The following is a 15,239-nucleotide window of genomic DNA, read 5'->3' as shown; positions in this document are numbered from 1 at the left end:
TCGATTTCCCGATAGGACCAGACAAAAATGGGTTTCAAATGCGGCATCGTTGGCTTGCCCAATGTCGGCAAGTCGACGCTCTTCAATGCGTTGACCAGGACGGCGGCCGCGCAGGCCGCCAATTATCCGTTCTGCACCATCGAACCGAATACCGGCGAGGTGGCGGTGCCCGACCCGCGCCTGCAGAAGATCGCCGCGATCGGCAAGTCGAAGGAGATCATCCCGACCCGCATCTCGTTCGTCGACATTGCCGGCCTGGTGCGTGGCGCCTCCAAAGGCGAAGGGCTTGGCAACCAATTCCTCGCCAACATCCGTGAGGTCGACGCCATCGTCCATGTGCTGCGCTGCTTCGAGGATGACGACGTCACCCATGTCGAGGGCCGCATCGATCCTGTCGCTGATGCCGAGACCGTCGAAACCGAATTGATGCTTGCCGACCTCGACAGCCTTGAGCGCCGCATCGTGCAGATCCGCAAGCGTGCCGCCGGCAAGGACAAGGAAGCAGCGACCGCACTTCCGATGATGGAAGCGGCGCTTGAACTGCTGCAGGCCGGCAAGCCCGCCCGCATCCTGCTCAACGGCATCTCGGCTGAGGATCTACGCATCCTGCAGGGGCTGAGTCTCTTGACCTCACACCCGGTGCTTTACGTCTGCAACGTCGCGGAAGCCGATGCCGCCACCGGCAACGCGCATACCAGGGCGGTCGAGAAGATGGCCGCCGCGCAAGGTGCCCGCACCGTTGTGATTTCCGCGGCGATCGAGGCCGAGGTCGCCCAGCTCTCGGACGAAGAGGAAATGGAATTCCTGGCAACGCTCGGTCTGGACGAACCCGGCCTGAACAAGGTCATCCGCGCCGGCTACGAGCTGCTCCAGCTCATCACCTACTTTACCGTTGGCCCCAAGGAGACACGCGCCTGGACCGTGCACAAGGGCGCCAAGGCGCCGCAGGCAGCAGGCGTCATCCACACCGATTTCGAGCGCGGCTTCATCCGCGCCCAGACCATCGCCTATGAGGACTTCGTCAGGCTAGGCGGCGAAGTCGCGGCCAAGGAGGCCGGCAAGGCGCGCGACGAAGGCAAGGAGTATGTCGTCCAGGACGGCGACATCATGCTGTTCAAGTTCAACACCTGACCTGGCGAGGGAGCCCAATGGTCACCATTGCCGTCGCTCGATGACAAACTTCAAAGCAGGGCGTCGCAGTGGCTCTTGCGCTGCTTGACGGGCCATCGTGCGGGGTCTAAGGGGCCTCTGCACCGGCCTCGCGCCTCGCCTGCCCGTGTCCGTGCGATGTGACTGACGCGCCCCCTCCAAACGAACGCTCTTTGGCAACAGCAAGGGAGACCCGGCGATGATCAAGGCCTTCGTCGTCGACAATGATCGCCTGCGCCTGGTCGACGATCTCGTGCAAAACAGCGACACTGTCGTCTGGGTCGACCTCTTCAACCCGACAAAGGAGGAAGAGACGACAATCGAGACCTGGCTCGGCATCGCCGTTCCGACGCGGGAAGAGATGGAGGAGATCGAGATCTCGAGCCGTCTCTACGTCGAGGACGGCGCCTACTTCATGACCGCCATTCTGCCTGCGCAGACCGAGGTGAACGATCCCTTGATGTCGCCGGTCACCTTCGTGCTCGCCGGAAGCAGGCTGATCACCGTGCGTTACCACGAGCCGAAGGCGTTCAAGACCTTTCCGCTGCGCGCCGAGAAGGTGGCGACCGGCTGCACCAGCGGCGACACCATCCTGATCGGACTGCTGGAGGCGATCGTCGACCGCCTCGCCGACATTCTGGAGCGCGCCGGCCGCGACGTCGAGGCGATCTCGCGCGACATCTTCGAGGCACGCTCGACCAAGGTTTCCAAGCGCAACCGCGACTTCCAGGAGCTGTTGAAAGGCATTGGCCGCAAGGAGGACCTCGCCTCCTCGATCCGCGACAGCCTAATCTCGCTGCAGCGCCTTGCCGGCTTTCTCGCCCATGCCTCCACGCAAAGCAGGATGAGCAAGGATATCCGCGCTCGCATCAAGACCTTGTCGCGCGACGTGCTGTCGCTCGCCGACCACGCCACGTTCCTGTCGCAGAAGATCAGCTTCCTGCTCGACGCGACGCTCGGCATGATCTCGATCGAGCAGAACGCCATCATCAAGATCTTCTCCGTCGCCGCTGTCATCTTCCTGCCGCCGACGCTTGTCGCTTCGATCTACGGCATGAATTTCGACATCATCCCTGAGCTCAAATGGCACTTTGGCTATCCCTTCGCCATCGGCATGATGGTGCTTTCGGCAATCCTGCCCTTCTGGTATTTCCGCCGCCGCGGCTGGCTATAGGGTCGTCAATACCGCGCTGCGGCTTGGGCGCAGCGGGCTGGCGCAATAGAAATTGCTTGACCAAATGCCGCCCTGCCTGCATCCGGGACCCGGACCCGTAGCGATCGTACAATCCTGAACAGGATTTCCAGACCATGACCGCAAAGACCTGGGCTTATGAGGATTTTGTCGAGGGCGCTTCGCTCGACCTGGGCACCAAGCTGGTAAGCGCCGCCGAAATCATAGAATTCGCCAACGAGTTCGATGCCCAGCCGATGCATCTCGACGAGGCCGCGGGCAAGGCCAGCATCCTCGGCGGGCTGGCGGCTTCAGGCTGGCACACCTGCGCCATGTTCATGCGCATGCTGTGCGATGCCTTCCTGCTCGACTCGACCTCCCAGGGCGCGCCGGGCGTCGACCAGGTCAAATGGAAACGGCCTGTCCTGGCCGGCGACCTGTTGACCGGCAGCACCACCGTCCTTGCCAAGCGACTGTCCAGATCGAAACCCCGCCTTGGCCTGGTGACCATGCGCAGCGAGTTGTTCAACCAGCGCGGCGAAGGTGTTTTCGAGCTCGAAAACACCGTCATGTTCCTCACCCGCGAGGGCAGTGCGTGAGCCTCGACGAATTCTTCTGCATCGGTATCACCGTCACGCTCGGTTCACATCGATTCGAACCGGAGGCGGTCAAGGCGTTCGCCCGCAAATACGACCCGCAGATATTCCATATCGACGAAGAGGCGGCGAGGAACAGCATATTCGGCGGGCTCTGCGCCTCGGGCTGGCACACCGCCGCCACCTGGATGAAATTGAACCTCCAGGCTGGCATAGAGGCAGAGGTCGCCCGCTGGCCCGGTCCCGGGCCGGTGCCGGAATTCGGTCCCTCGCCCGGCTTCAAGAACCTCAAATGGCCCAAACCTGTCTATGCCGGGGAAACCGTGACTTTCACCCGCACCGCGCTGGCCCATCGCCCCATCGCCTCGCGACCGGGCTGGCGGCTGCTGACGCTCCGCTCGGAGGCCTTCGATTCGACCGGCGACAAGGTCATCGAATTCGAAAGTGCCGTGCTGGTGAAGGTGGAGTGAGCGGAGTTCTTCCCTTCTCCACAAGAAGGGGAGAAGGAAGAAACGCTCAATGCCCCTCAAACCCGATCAGCGTCCTCACCGGTACGCCGAGCGCCTCTAACCTCTCGCGGCCGCCAAGGTCCGGCAGGTCGATGACGAAGCAGGCGGCGAGGATGTCGGCGCCGATCTGCCGCAATAGCTTGACGGCCGCCTCGGCCGTGCCGCCAGTGGCGATCAAATCGTCGACGAGGATTACCTTCTCGCCTGGAGAAACACCGTCTTTGTGCATCTCCATCTCGTCCAGCCCGTATTCCAGGCTGTAGGCGACGCGCACCGTCTCGGAAGGCAACTTGCCCTTCTTGCGGATCGGCACGAAGCCGGCCGAGAGCTGGTGGGCGATGGCGCCGCCGAGAATGAAGCCGCGCGCCTCGATGCCGGCGATCTTGTCGATCTTGAGGCCGGCATAGGGATGCACCAGTTCGTCGATGGCGCGGCGGAAGGCCCGCGCATTGCCGAGCAGCGTGGTGATGTCGCGAAACAGGATGCCCGGCTTGGGATAATCCGGAATGGTGCGGATCGCGGCAAGCAGCGTCTCTTCGAGCGAGGATTTCATCAAGCGGCTCTCCGGGCCTTTCAGATTCGGCTGAAGACGTGAAGGGAATTGGCCAATCGTAACCCGGTGCAGCTAAGTCCGGCTACGGCCATGTGACGCCTGACGGAAAATTGTCCGGCAAAGGGGCCACTCTGCGCCGGCAGCGATGAATCGACATGCCTGCAATGAGAAGGGCGTCTTTCGACGCCCTCGCATTCTCGTAGATCGCAGGGCTCAGTGCGCCACGCCGGCCCACACCTTGCGCTTGGTCAGGTAGACCAGTGCGCCGAACAGCAGCAGGAAGACCAGTACGCGAAAGCCGGTCTTCTTGCGGTCCTCGAGGTGTGGCTCGGCCGCCCACATCAGGAAGGCCGACACGTCACGCGAATACTGGTCGACCGTCTGCGGCGCGCCGTCATCATAGGTTACCTGGCCGTCAGAGAGCGGCTTCGGCATCTTCAGCGACACGCCGGACAGGAAGTACGGATTGTAGTACGTGCCTTCTGGTATGACCATGCCCGCCGGCGGCTGCTGGTCGTAGCCGGTCAGCAGCGAGTGGATGTAGTCGGGGCCGCCCTGGGCATACTGGGTAAAGATATCGAAGACGAAGCGCGGGAAGCCGCGTTCGACCCCGCGCGCCTTTGCCAGCAGCGACATGTCGGGCGGTGCTGCGCCGCCATTTGCCGCCGCCGCCGCTTCCACATTGGGGAACGGCGCCGGGAAATGGTCGGACGGCTTGCCGGGACGATCGAACATGTCGCCGGCATCGTTCGGTCCGTCATGGATCGTATATTCGGCCGCCAGCGTCTTGATCTGCGCATCCGAATAGCCAAGGCCCTCCAGTGTACGGAACGCCACCAAATTCATCGAATGGCAGGCCGAGCAGACTTCCTTGTAGACCTTCAGCCCGCGCTGCAGCTGGGCCTTGTCGTAGGTGCCGAATGGCCCGGCGAAGCTCCAATCCATTTCCTTCGGTTCGTGTATCGGGAAATGCGTCGGCGCCGCCTCATTGTGCGCCTCTTCCTGGGCGCTGGCTCCAGTGCTTGCGGCACCCATGCCCGCGGCCACAAGGCCAAGCAGCGCCAGCGAGGAGAGAATCTTCTTCATGCCAAATCCCCTTGAGATTCTCTGACGCGCCGTCACCGTCTCGAGCATGACCTTGTCCGAGTACCGGTTTCCACTTTTCGGAATCATGCTCAGCCCTTGGTTTCCGGCGCGGTCGTGGCGCCGGCAGGATGTCCACCGCCGCCCTTGTTCTTCTCGAGCACCGCCTCGGTGATCGAGTTCGGCAGCCGCCGCGGCTTTTCGATCAGCCCGAGCACCGGCAGCGCTACCAGGAAGAAGGCGAAGTAGAACAGCGTCGCCATCTGCGCCATGAATACATAGCTGCCCTCGGCCGGCTGCGAGCCCAGCCAGCCGAGCAGGATGGAGTCGGCCACGAACAGCCAGAAGAACAGCTTGTACCAGGGCCGGTAGACTGCCGAGCGCACCTTCGAGGTGTCGAGCCACGGCACCAGGAACAGCATGACAATCGCGCCGAACATGCAGAGCACGCCGCCGAGCTTGGAGTTGATGGGCCCGATATTGAAGGTGATAGCGCGCAGGATCGCGTAGAACGGCAGGAAATACCATTCCGGCACAATGTGGGCCGGCGTCTTCAGGGGGTTGGCAACGGTGTAATTGTCCGGATGGCCGAGATAGTTCGGCAGATAAAAGACGAAATAGGCGAAGACGAACAGGAACACGATCATGCCGAACCCATCCTTGATGGTCGCGTAAGGCGTGAAGGCGAGCGTGTCGGTCTTCGATTTGACCTCGATGCCGGTCGGATTGTTCTGGCCGACGACGTGAAGCGCCCAGATGTGCAGCACGACAACGCCGGCGATCATGAACGGCAGAAGGTAATGCAGCGCAAAGAAGCGGTTCAGCGTCGGATTGTCGACCGCGAAGCCGCCGAGCAAAAGCTGCTGGATCCAGTCGCCGACCAGAGGTATGGCGGTGAAGAAACCGGTGATGACGGTGGCGCCCCAGAAGCTCATCTGGCCCCAGGGCAGCACGTAGCCCATGAATCCGGTCGCCATCATCAGCAGGTAGATGATACAGCCGAGGATCCACAGCAGCTCGCGCGGCGCCTTGTAGGAGCCGTAGTAGAGCCCGCGGAAGATATGGATGTAGACGGCGACGAAGAAGAACGACGCGCCGTTCGAATGCAGGTAGCGCAGCAGCCAGCCCGAATTCACGTCGCGCATGATCTTTTCGACCGAATCGAAGGCGAGAGTGCTGTCGGCCGCATAGTGCATGGCCAGCACGATACCGGTCAGGATCTGCGCCGCCAACATAAGCGCAAGGATGCCGCCGAAGGTCCAGGCATAGTTCAGGTTGCGCGGCACCGGATAGGCGATGAAGCTGTCATAGACCAGCCGCGGGAGCGGCATGCGGGAATCGAACCAGCGTCCGATACCGGTCTTGGGCGTATAGGTCGAGTGTCCCTCGCTCATCGAAATATCCCTTGCCTCAGCCGATACGGATCTTGGTGTCGGAAACGAATTGAAACACCGGCACCGCCATGTTCTCCGGCGCCGGTCCCTTTCGGATGCGGCCGGCCGTATCGTATTGCGAACCGTGGCATGGGCAGAACCAGCCGCCGAAATCGCCTTCCTGGCCGAGCGGGATGCAGCCGAGATGGGTGCAGACCTGGACCATCACCATCCAGGCTTCCTTGCCCGGCGTGGTCCGGTTGGCGTCGGTTGCCGGCGCGTCGGCCGGCAGGTTGGCATTGCGGGCAATTGGATCCTTGAGTTCGGCGAGATTGACCGCCTCGGCGTCCTTCATCTCTTTTTCGGTGCGGTTGCGCACGACAACCGGCTTGCCGCGCCACTTCACGACGAGCGACATTCCCGGCGTCAGCGAGGAGACGTCGACCTCGACCGAGGCGAGCGCCAGCGTCGAGGCATCCGGGCGCATCTGGTCGATGAATGGCCAGGCAACGGCGCCCGCGCCGACCACTGCGGCCATGCCGGTGGCGACGTAGAGAAAATCACGACGGTTGGGATCCTGGGTGTCGGTTGCGCTCACGGGTGCCTGATCCTTTCGCCTCTTCCGTGCCGGCGGCCGAGCCTTGTTCCCCGCTCAATCGCGCCGGCCCGACAGCGCATGGCGAACAGGCTAGCGAATTCCTCCGGCATTTGGGACTTGGGTTTATGCGTGAAGCCTGTTTTTGTCCAGACGGGTGAAGGCACAAGGGCAGATTGTCGCGGGGGCGTAATTCGCACGGCGGAACGATTGGAAAACAGCAGCAAAACCAAATGGCTGCGTTCGCCTCGACAGCTGGCGCTGGCCCGGTTTATCCTCGGCCTATGGCGCATGTCATAGACCGCGGCAAATGGGCCGAAGCGCCCGACCGCTGGCCCGACCACTGGCAGGGCGAGCTGCAAGGCGGAGCTTACGGCTCCCGCAGCTGCCTGATCTTCACTACCTGCCCGAGATCGGCGGCGGCCCCAGGCTGCACAGCCATCCCTATTGCGAGATTTTTATTATCCGGACCGGCACCGGCCTGTTCACCGTCGGCGACCGGCAGATCGAGGCCACCGCCGGCCAGATCCTGGTCGTACCGCCGAACACGCCGCACAAATTCACCAATGTCGGGCCAGGCCCGCTGGAAACCACCGACATACACGAGAACGGCAGCTTCATCACCGAGTGGCTGGAATAACGCTTCTCAAACCAGTTCCGGTTCGGATCATGCGCTGGCGCCGAGCCTGGCCAGCACGGCGTTGGGAATGTTGTATTCCCGGATCACCGCGTCGTGCTTGCGAAGGCCGCAGAGTTCGCGCTGGATGAAATACCCGTGCACCGCTTCGGCTGCATCCCTGAGCAGCCGGGCGCGGTCGACATCGTCGCAATTCTCGCGCAGCCTCGTCAATGTTTCCTCGACGCGCCGGCCGGCGCGGCCGAGCGCGGCCGCCTTCTCGCCGAGGATTTCATGGCCAAGCAGGTCCAACGCGCTCTCCTGCGCGCCGGACCGTCCGAAATTCGATGGCATTCTCACCGCCATGGTCTACTCCGGTCTTTAGAAACTACTCCGCCGGCCGGGTCTCGGCCAGCGCGCTCTCCTCGTTGAACAGGAAACCTCCGGACTGCCGCTTCCACAGCCTGGCATAGAGCCCGTCGAGCCCGACCAGCTCGTCATGCGTGCCTTGCTCGACGATGCGGCCCTCGTCGAGCACCACCAGCCGGTCGAGTGCCGCAATGGTCGACAGCCGATGCGCGATGGCGATGACCGTCTTGCCTTCCATCAGCCTTGCCAGATTTTCCTGGATCGCCGCCTCGATGTCGGAATCGAGCGCCGAGGTCGCCTCATCGAGCACCAGGATCGGCGCATCCTTGAGGAAGACGCGGGCGATCGCCACGCGCTGGCGCTGGCCGCCGGAGAGCTTGACGCCGCGCTCGCCGACATAGGCCTCGTAGCCGATACGATCGCGATTGTCGCGCAGACCGAGGATGAACTCGTGCGCCTCGGCCTTCTTCGCTGCCGCGACCACCTCGGCGTCGGTCGCTTCCGGCATGCCGAGCTTGATGTTGTCGCGCAGCGAGCGGTGGAAAAGTGCCGTATCCTGGCTGACGACGCCGATATTGGCGCGCAGCGAATTCTGCGTGACCCTGGAGACGTCCTGCCCGTCAATGGTGATCTTGCCGCTCTCGAGGTCGTAGAGGCGCAGGATCAGATTGACCAAGGTCGTCTTGCCGGCGCCGGACGGGCCGACCAGGCCGACCTTTTCGCCCTGCCGCACGACGAGGTCGATGCCGTTGAGCACGCCGGACCCCTTGCCGTAGTGGAACTCCACATTGCTGACGTTGATGCGCCCGCCGCCGACGACAAGCTCTTTCGCGTCCGGCGCATCGGTCAGGCCGAGCGGCTGTGAGATCAGCGCCTTGGAATTCTCCAGCACGCCGAGGTTCCGCAAGATGCCGTTGAGCTGCATCATCAGCCGGCCGAGCAGCATGTTCAGCCGCAGCACCAAAGACAGCGTGAAAGCCACGGCGCCGACTGTGATCGAACCCTCGACCCAGAGATAAACGGCAAAGCAGGCGATCGCCGTGATCATAATGCCCGACAGCATCGTCAGCGCCATGCGCACGCCGGTCAGCCTGCGGGTGAACGGGCGCAGCGCGTCGAGATAGATGTCGAAGCCGTTCCTGATGTAGCGGTCGTCGCCATCGGCCGAGAACAGTTTCAACGTCTGCACGTTCGAATAGGAATCGACAAGGCGGCCGGTGATCATCGAGCCGGCTTCGGCGGTGGCTTCGGCATGTTTGCGGATTGCCGGCAAATAGCGCCTGGCCAGAAAGCCGAAGGCGGTAATCCAGATCACCACCAGCACCGCCAGCCGGAGATCGAGCCCGGCGACCAGCGCCAGCGTCGTCACCGTATAGACGACCATGAACCAGACCACCTCGATGAAGCTTTCCATCAGATCGCCGGTCGCCTGTCCCGCCTGCCAGACCTTGGTCGCGATACGCCCGGCAAAGTCGTTCTGGAAGAAGGCGTAGGATTGGCGCGAGACATGGCGATGCGCCTGCCAGCGCACCAGATTATAGAAACCCGGCGTGATCGTCTGCTCGTCGACCAGCGCCGACAGGCCGACGACAATGGTGCGGATGACCAGCACCACCGCGATCATGAAGACAAGTTCCGGGCCGGCGGCAGTCCACAGAGCGTGCCAGCTGCGTTCACCGGGAAGCTGGTCGAGGATGTCGACCAGCCGCCCGACGAAATAGAACAGTCCGGCTTCGACCAGCGGCGCGATGCCGCCGATCACCAGCATGGCGAAGAAGGCGATCTTCGCCTGCCCGACATAATGCCAGAGGAAACCCCTGACGCCGGCAGGTGGGCGAAGGTCCGCAGGCTCGCGGAATGGATAGACCCAGTTCTCGAACCAGCGGTAGATGGCAGTCATCATTCGGCGGCTTCACCCTTGGCGATTGCATCGTTGGCGGCTGCATCGTTGGCGGAGGGGCCGTCGTCGAGCAGGAAGCCGCCCGACTGGCGTTGCCAGAGCTGGGCGTAGAGCCCGCCGCTGGCAACCAGTTCCTCATGCGAACCTTCCTCGATGACGCGGCCCTTGTCCATAACGACGAGCCGGTCCATGGCGGCGATCGTCGACAGCCGGTGCGCAATGGCGATGACGGTCTTGCCTTGCATCAGTCTGTAGAGGTTCTCCTGGATGGCCGCCTCGGCCTCGGAATCGAGGGCGGAGGTCGCTTCGTCGAGGATAAGGATTGGTGCGTCCTTCAGCATGACACGGGCTATGGCGATGCGTTGCCGCTGGCCGCCGGACAATTTGACGCCGCGATCACCGACATGCGCGTCGAAACCCTTTCGACCGTTAGAATCCGACAATCCGGCGATGAAATCCAGCGCCTCGGCGCGCCGCGCCGCCTCGATCAGCATCTGGTCGCTGGCGTCCGGCCGGCCATAGAGGATATTCTCGCGCACCGAGCGATGCAGCAGCGAGGTGTCCTGCGTGACCATGCCGATCTGGGCGCGCAGCGAGTCCTGCGTCACCGCCGCAATGTCCTGGCCGTCGATCAGGACCTTGCCGCTTTCGAGGTCATAGAAGCGCAACAGAAGATTGACCAGCGTCGACTTGCCGGCACCCGAACGGCCGACGATGCCGACCTTCTCGCCCGGCTTCACCGTCAGCGACAGGCTTTCGATCACGCCCTTCTGCTTGCCATAGTGGAAGCGGATGTCCTCAAAACGGATCTCCCCCTTGGTCACGGCAATATCCTTGGCGCCAGGCCGGTCTTCGACGAGGCGCGGCAGCGAGATCGAGGCGATGCCGTCCTGCACCGTGCCGATATTCTCGAACAGCGTGGACATCTCCCACATGATCCATTGCGACATGCCCCAGAGCCGAAGCACGAGGCCGATGACCAGGGCGACGGCGCCGATCGTCACGGCTTGGCCGAGCCACAGCCATAGCGAGATTGCGGTGACCGAAAACAACAGCAGCGAATTCAGGACGTAGAGCAGGCCGTAGAGCTGAGTCACCAACCGCATCGACCGGTAAACGGTGTCGAGAAAGCCGGCCATACCGTCCTTGGCGAAGGATGCCTCGCGCCGCGCATGCGAGAACAGCTTGACCGTCTGGATGTTGGAGTAGCTGTCGACGACACGGCCGGTCATGGTCGAGCGCGCATTGGCCTGCTCCTCGCCGACCTTGCCCAGCCGCGGGATGAAATAGCGCAACAGCAGGACATATCCGGCAAGCCAGACGGCAAGCGGCGCAGCCAGCCGCCAGTCTGCCGAGCCGACGATGAACAGCATGCCGAGAAAATAGACGACGATATAGTTGAGCACATCGATGAGCTTGATGACGCACTCGCGCACCGCGAGCGCGGTCTGCATCAGCTTGGTCGCGATGCGCCCGGCAAACTCGTCCTGATAGAAGCTCATCGACTGCTTGAGCAGGTAACGATGCACCTGCCAGCGGATACGCATCGGATAATTACCCATCAGCGTCTGCTGGTTGAGCAGCGAATGGAACCAGACCGTCGCCGGCAGCGCGAAAACCACGATGAAGGCCATCCCGGCCAGCTTCAAGCCTTCGGTCTGCAGGAATGTCTCGCGATTCTGTCCGGACAGCCAGTCGACGATCCGGCCCATGAAGCCGAACATCCACACCTCGGCAAGGGCGATGGCCGTCACCAGTACCGCATCGAGAGCGATGTAGGGCCACGCGCCGCGCGTATAATGCACGCAGAAGGCGATCAGTGTCCGCGGCGGCTCGACCGGCTCCTTGGCAGGGAACGGATCGAGCCTTTTTTCAAACCAGCTAAACGTAGAGATGCTCACAATACCTGTTTCCGCTCACGCGGCACGCGAACGGACGGGGTGCCCAGACCGCATGGCGTCAAGGACCGGCGATACGGAATCGTCCGCCTCGCCGGTCCTGCTTCGCGCTATATAGGTTGTCGCGGGCCTTTCGCCGACAGTCTCGTTTGACGATGCTGACGACGTTTTGACGATCCGGATTTTCGCGCTGGTTTTTGCACCAGGCCGGATCAGCCTGATGATCCGGCGCACCAGCGACGGCCGGCTATAGTCCGGAACGGCGCGCGAGAAATCGACGTCCGGCAGCATACCGCGATGCGGACGCCGGCGGGTCTCGGCGTGAACCGCCGACGAGTAGGTCTCGCCGATCAAAAGCGCCCAGGTCGCAGTCTTCCGCTCGTGCAGGCTTCTTGAGCCGGGTATTCTACAGGGATCGAACATCGGTCCGTCCTCCAGTTGAAGATGCAGGTAGAAGGGTGAACCAACCCAGGCCGCGGGCACGCGCGGCGCGGCAATGGTGGCATCGGTCGAAGCGTGTTCAGGTGGGGCGTTCAGCCCCTTCCACAGCTTGAAAAACATCGCAGGATTCCTTCAAAGGCCGAAAAAGGTTTCGGCGGGAATCGGTGCGATTGAAGTCTAGAAGGTCAGGAGAATCGTCGTACCGAAACCGCCGTCGGGCTGGTAAGCCCACGAGAGGGGTGGTGGATGTGCATGGCCATCATGAATTACCCCTCCGTCGGTTCGGGTTGACAATGCTGGCCGTATAACCGACTTCGCAGAAAATGACCACCCGCCAGTCCAGGAATTTCCAAAACCGCGAGAGCTCTGTGGCTGATCTGCCACTTATTAGAAAGACGCGGAAATGAACGACCGTCTCCGCATCGCGCTCTACCAGCCTGATATCGCCGGCAACACCGGGACAATCCTGCGCTTCGCCGCTTGCCTCGGTCTCGGCGTCGACATCATCGAACCGGCGGGCTTCCCGCTCGGTGACCGGGCGCTGAAACGGGCCGGCATGGACTACCTCGAAATGGCGGCGCTCACCCGGCACGTCGACTGGCACGCCTTCGAGGACTGGCGCAAGCTTGCCAAGCGGCGGCTGGTGCTGCTGTCGACCAAAGCCACGACCCCTTACACCAGCTTCGCCTTCGGCGATGACGACATTCTTCTGTTCGGCCGCGAATCCGCAGGCGTTCCGGATCTTGTCCATCAAGCGGCGGATGCCCAATTGACCATTCCCATGCAAGACGCTGCGCGCAGCATCAACGTCGCGCTTTCCGTCGCCATGGTGGCGGGTGAAGCCATCCGGCAACTCGGATAACGGCACTCCGTCTCCCGTCATCCTGGCCCAGGCGCACATCACCATCTCCTTGGTTTGCAGATCCCGGGTTTCTTCGCTACAAGCTCAACTTAACTTTAGGTCAAGCGAAAAAATCGGAACGGAAAAAGAGGGATGGCACCGGTAACGGAATTGACGGTCGGCCAAGTGGCCATGCGCAGCGGTGTGGCGGTGTCGGCGCTACATTTCTATGAGGCCCGCGGGCTGATCCGCAGCCACCGGACGTCAGGCAACCAGCGGCGCTACGGCCGCGACGTGCTGCGCCGTGTCGCGATCATCAAGGTAGCGCAGGAGGTCGGTATCTCACTGGCCGAGATCGGCACGGCCCTTGCGTCACTGCCCGAGGGCCGCACGCCGACGCGCGATGACTGGAACCTGCTATCGACCGCCTGGCGCGACGGGCTCGACCACAAGATCGCCCAGCTGAAGAAACTGCGCGACGGGCTGACCGACTGCATCGGCTGCGGCTGCATGTCGATCGACAAGTGCCCGTTGAGGAACAAGGGCGACCGGCTGGCAAGGGAGGGGACCGGGGCGCGGCGGCTGATTGTTGCATCCTAAATGGAAGCAGTGCGATTATGGTGCGATACGGAAGGGAACCTCAGTGCTGGGACATCTAATCCAAGCAGAAGAAGAGACACAGCTCATCGTGATCTATCGGATCGATTCCGGCGGCATGCCAACGCCCTATACGTCCTTGAGCTTCGATGAGGCGCAGAAAATGGGCTTCGAAAAATTCGGCAAGCTACTTGGTGAGAACCTAATTCTAGATTCTCCAAAATTGCGCGATCTATTTTTGTCGTGACATCCCTTAATCTGCTGCCGGCAACCGTCGTATCGTGAACTCGATCACGTCGCCCGGCCGCTCGAACCAGCTTTCGATCTCGGTCCAATAGGCCTGCTTGGGAAAGCGCTCGAACCATTCCTTCGCCTTGAGACGAGCGTCGGAGCGCGGCAGCACGAAGGTCTCGCGCAGGAAGCCGTCGCGCGGCATGCGCGCGTTCTCGGCGCGCGAACGGTCGAGCCTCTTCTTCAGGCCATCCAGCGGCGGTCTTGCCGGGGTGCGCACGAAAGAACTCCATTCACACTTGACCCTTGCACCCAAGAGATTAGGGATCGCGGCCGGAAAAGACGAGTCATTTGTCGGGCGCGCCCGCAACCGGAGACAGGATTTGCAACGACCCGAGATACCGGCGGGGCTGCCAGCCGACATCGAACAGAAGAAGACGAAGGCACGGCTGTGGTTCGAGACGTTGTGCGAGCGCATCTGTGCCAGCTTCGAGCAGATCGAGCAGGACCTGCAGGGGCCGCAGGCTAGCTGGTCGCCCGGCCGCTTCGAAAAGACGCCGTGGCAACGCGATGCCGGCAAGGGCGGCGGCGGTATCATGTCGATGATGCACGGCCGCGTCTTCGAGAAGGTCGGCGTCCACACCTCGACCGTCCACGGCGAGTTCTCGCCCGAATTCAGGAAGCAGATGCCGGGCGCCGAAGAGGACCCCTCCTTCTGGGCAAGCGGCATTTCGCTGATCGCCCATCCGTGGAACCCCAACGTGCCGGCCGTGCATATGAACACGCGCATGGTCGTCACCTCGCGCCAGTGGTTCGGCGGCGGCGCCGATCTGACACCGGTGCTCGACCGCCGCCGCAGCCAGGACGACCCCGACACGATCGCCTTCCACAGAGCGATGCAATTTGCGTGCGAGAAGAACGCGGCGATCGCCGACTACGTGAAATTCAAAGCCTGGTGCGACGAGTACTTCTACCTGCCGCACCGTGACGAGCCACGCGGTACCGGCGGTATCTTCTTCGACTGGCTGCATTCGGATGAGGACAAAGGCGGCTGGGACGCCGATTTCAACTTCGTCCAGGACGTCGGGCGATCTTTTCTCGTCGTCTACGAACATCTGGTGCGCGCCAACTTCAATGACAACTGGACCGATGGCGACCGTGACGAGCAGCTCATCCGCCGCGGCCGTTATGTCGAATTCAACTTGCTTCACGATCGCGGCACCATCTTCGGGCTGAAGACCGGCGGCAATGTCGCCTCGATCCTGTCCAGCCTGCCGCCAGAAGCGAAATGGCCGTAAAATCTCGGTGAGCACGACG

Annotated in this window: 17 protein-coding genes and 1 pseudogene; 9 read left to right on the top strand and 9 right to left on the bottom strand. The window is 62.4% G+C overall.

What is annotated here, in order from left to right:
* Positions 1-27 precede the first annotated feature (27 nt).
* The 4 genes from ychF to NKI39_RS18390 all read left to right on the top strand — a co-directional run bounded on the left by ychF (position 28) and on the right by NKI39_RS18390 (position 3,386).
* The gene (gene ychF, locus NKI39_RS18405; RefSeq protein ID WP_352833427.1) at positions 28-1,131 is read left to right on the top strand and encodes a redox-regulated ATPase YchF; all 1,104 of its coding nucleotides are present in this window, start codon (positions 28-30) and stop codon (positions 1,129-1,131) included.
* Between the two features lie 217 nt (positions 1,132-1,348).
* Complete coding sequence (gene corA / locus NKI39_RS18400; protein WP_352833425.1) at positions 1,349-2,323, top strand: magnesium/cobalt transporter CorA; 975 nt, start codon at positions 1,349-1,351, stop codon at positions 2,321-2,323.
* 134 nt (positions 2,324-2,457) lie between these two features.
* The gene (locus NKI39_RS18395) at positions 2,458-2,919 is read left to right on the top strand and encodes a MaoC family dehydratase (RefSeq protein WP_352770919.1); all 462 of its coding nucleotides are present in this window, start codon (positions 2,458-2,460) and stop codon (positions 2,917-2,919) included.
* Positions 2,916-3,386 carry a MaoC family dehydratase gene (locus tag NKI39_RS18390; protein WP_352772566.1) on the top strand — a complete coding sequence of 157 codons (471 nt, stop codon included), beginning with the start codon at positions 2,916-2,918 and terminating at the stop codon, positions 3,384-3,386. The genes NKI39_RS18395 and NKI39_RS18390 overlap by 4 nt, the downstream gene beginning before the upstream one ends.
* Before the next feature lie 46 nt (positions 3,387-3,432).
* Here NKI39_RS18390 and NKI39_RS18385 read toward each other — a convergent pair whose 3' ends face one another.
* The 4 genes from NKI39_RS18385 to petA all read right to left on the bottom strand — a co-directional run bounded on the left by NKI39_RS18385 (position 3,433) and on the right by petA (position 7,032).
* Positions 3,433-3,978, bottom strand: a complete 546-nt coding sequence (locus tag NKI39_RS18385) for an adenine phosphoribosyltransferase (protein ID WP_352469734.1) — start codon at positions 3,976-3,978, stop codon at positions 3,433-3,435.
* Between the two features lie 213 nt (positions 3,979-4,191).
* The gene (locus NKI39_RS18380; protein ID WP_352469733.1) at positions 4,192-5,064 is read right to left on the bottom strand and encodes a cytochrome c1; all 873 of its coding nucleotides are present in this window, start codon (positions 5,062-5,064) and stop codon (positions 4,192-4,194) included.
* Positions 5,065-5,153: 89 nt separating this feature from the next.
* On the bottom strand, positions 5,154-6,455 hold the full coding sequence (locus NKI39_RS18375) for a cytochrome b (RefSeq protein WP_352469732.1): 1,302 nt from the start codon (positions 6,453-6,455) through the stop codon (positions 5,154-5,156).
* 16 nt (positions 6,456-6,471) lie between these two features.
* Positions 6,472-7,032 (bottom strand): ubiquinol-cytochrome c reductase iron-sulfur subunit, encoded by a 561-nt coding sequence (gene petA / locus NKI39_RS18370; protein WP_352541007.1) that lies wholly within the window; start codon positions 7,030-7,032, stop codon positions 6,472-6,474.
* A gap of 281 nt (positions 7,033-7,313) precedes the next feature.
* Between petA and NKI39_RS18365 the strand changes: the two are divergent.
* A pseudogene (locus NKI39_RS18365) lies at positions 7,314-7,669 on the top strand (cupin domain-containing protein).
* Between the two features lie 27 nt (positions 7,670-7,696).
* On the opposite strand, the gene NKI39_RS18360 reads toward NKI39_RS18365, so the two are convergent.
* From NKI39_RS18360 to NKI39_RS18345, 4 genes are read right to left on the bottom strand one after another with little or no spacing between them, the layout of a single operon-like run.
* Positions 7,697-8,011 carry a DUF6665 family protein gene (locus NKI39_RS18360; protein WP_352819916.1) on the bottom strand — a complete coding sequence of 105 codons (315 nt, stop codon included), beginning with the start codon at positions 8,009-8,011 and terminating at the stop codon, positions 7,697-7,699.
* Between the two features lie 22 nt (positions 8,012-8,033).
* On the bottom strand, positions 8,034-9,917 hold the full coding sequence (locus NKI39_RS18355; RefSeq protein ID WP_352833420.1) for an ABC transporter ATP-binding protein: 1,884 nt from the start codon (positions 9,915-9,917) through the stop codon (positions 8,034-8,036).
* Positions 9,914-11,809, bottom strand: coding sequence for an ABC transporter ATP-binding protein (locus NKI39_RS18350; RefSeq protein WP_352833499.1), 1,896 nt, complete (start codon positions 11,807-11,809; stop codon positions 9,914-9,916). Before NKI39_RS18350 ends, NKI39_RS18355 begins: the two co-directional genes overlap by 4 nt.
* 21 nt (positions 11,810-11,830) lie before the next feature.
* Entirely contained in the window at positions 11,831-12,373 is a 543-nt protein-coding gene (locus tag NKI39_RS18345) for a hypothetical protein (RefSeq protein ID WP_352833417.1), read from the bottom strand.
* Positions 12,374-12,656: 283 nt separating this feature from the next.
* Between NKI39_RS18345 and NKI39_RS18340 the strand changes: the two genes are divergently transcribed.
* From NKI39_RS18340 to NKI39_RS18330, 3 genes are all read left to right on the top strand, one after another.
* Entirely contained in the window at positions 12,657-13,115 is a 459-nt protein-coding gene (locus NKI39_RS18340; protein ID WP_352683922.1) for a tRNA (cytidine(34)-2'-O)-methyltransferase, read from the top strand.
* Between the two features lie 132 nt (positions 13,116-13,247).
* The gene (gene soxR, locus NKI39_RS18335; RefSeq protein ID WP_352683921.1) at positions 13,248-13,694 is read left to right on the top strand and encodes a redox-sensitive transcriptional activator SoxR; all 447 of its coding nucleotides are present in this window, start codon (positions 13,248-13,250) and stop codon (positions 13,692-13,694) included.
* A 43-nt stretch (positions 13,695-13,737) separates the two neighbouring features.
* On the top strand, positions 13,738-13,938 hold the full coding sequence (locus tag NKI39_RS18330) for a hypothetical protein (RefSeq protein ID WP_352819913.1): 201 nt from the start codon (positions 13,738-13,740) through the stop codon (positions 13,936-13,938).
* A 6-nt stretch (positions 13,939-13,944) separates the two neighbouring features.
* Here NKI39_RS18330 and NKI39_RS18325 read toward each other — a convergent pair whose 3' ends face one another.
* Positions 13,945-14,202 (bottom strand): hypothetical protein, encoded by a 258-nt coding sequence (locus tag NKI39_RS18325; protein ID WP_023679487.1) that lies wholly within the window; start codon positions 14,200-14,202, stop codon positions 13,945-13,947.
* A 103-nt stretch (positions 14,203-14,305) separates the two neighbouring features.
* Here NKI39_RS18325 and hemF point away from each other — a divergent pair, with 103 nt between their 5' ends.
* Positions 14,306-15,220, top strand: a complete 915-nt coding sequence (gene hemF / locus NKI39_RS18320) for an oxygen-dependent coproporphyrinogen oxidase (RefSeq protein WP_352833414.1) — start codon at positions 14,306-14,308, stop codon at positions 15,218-15,220.
* The last annotated feature ends 19 nt before the right edge of the window (positions 15,221-15,239 follow it).

It is taken from the genome of Mesorhizobium sp. M0664 (assembly GCF_040320565.1).
Taxonomy (GTDB): Bacteria; Pseudomonadota; Alphaproteobacteria; order Rhizobiales; family Rhizobiaceae; genus Mesorhizobium.
This window is presented reverse-complemented; position numbering and strand designations above follow the sequence as displayed.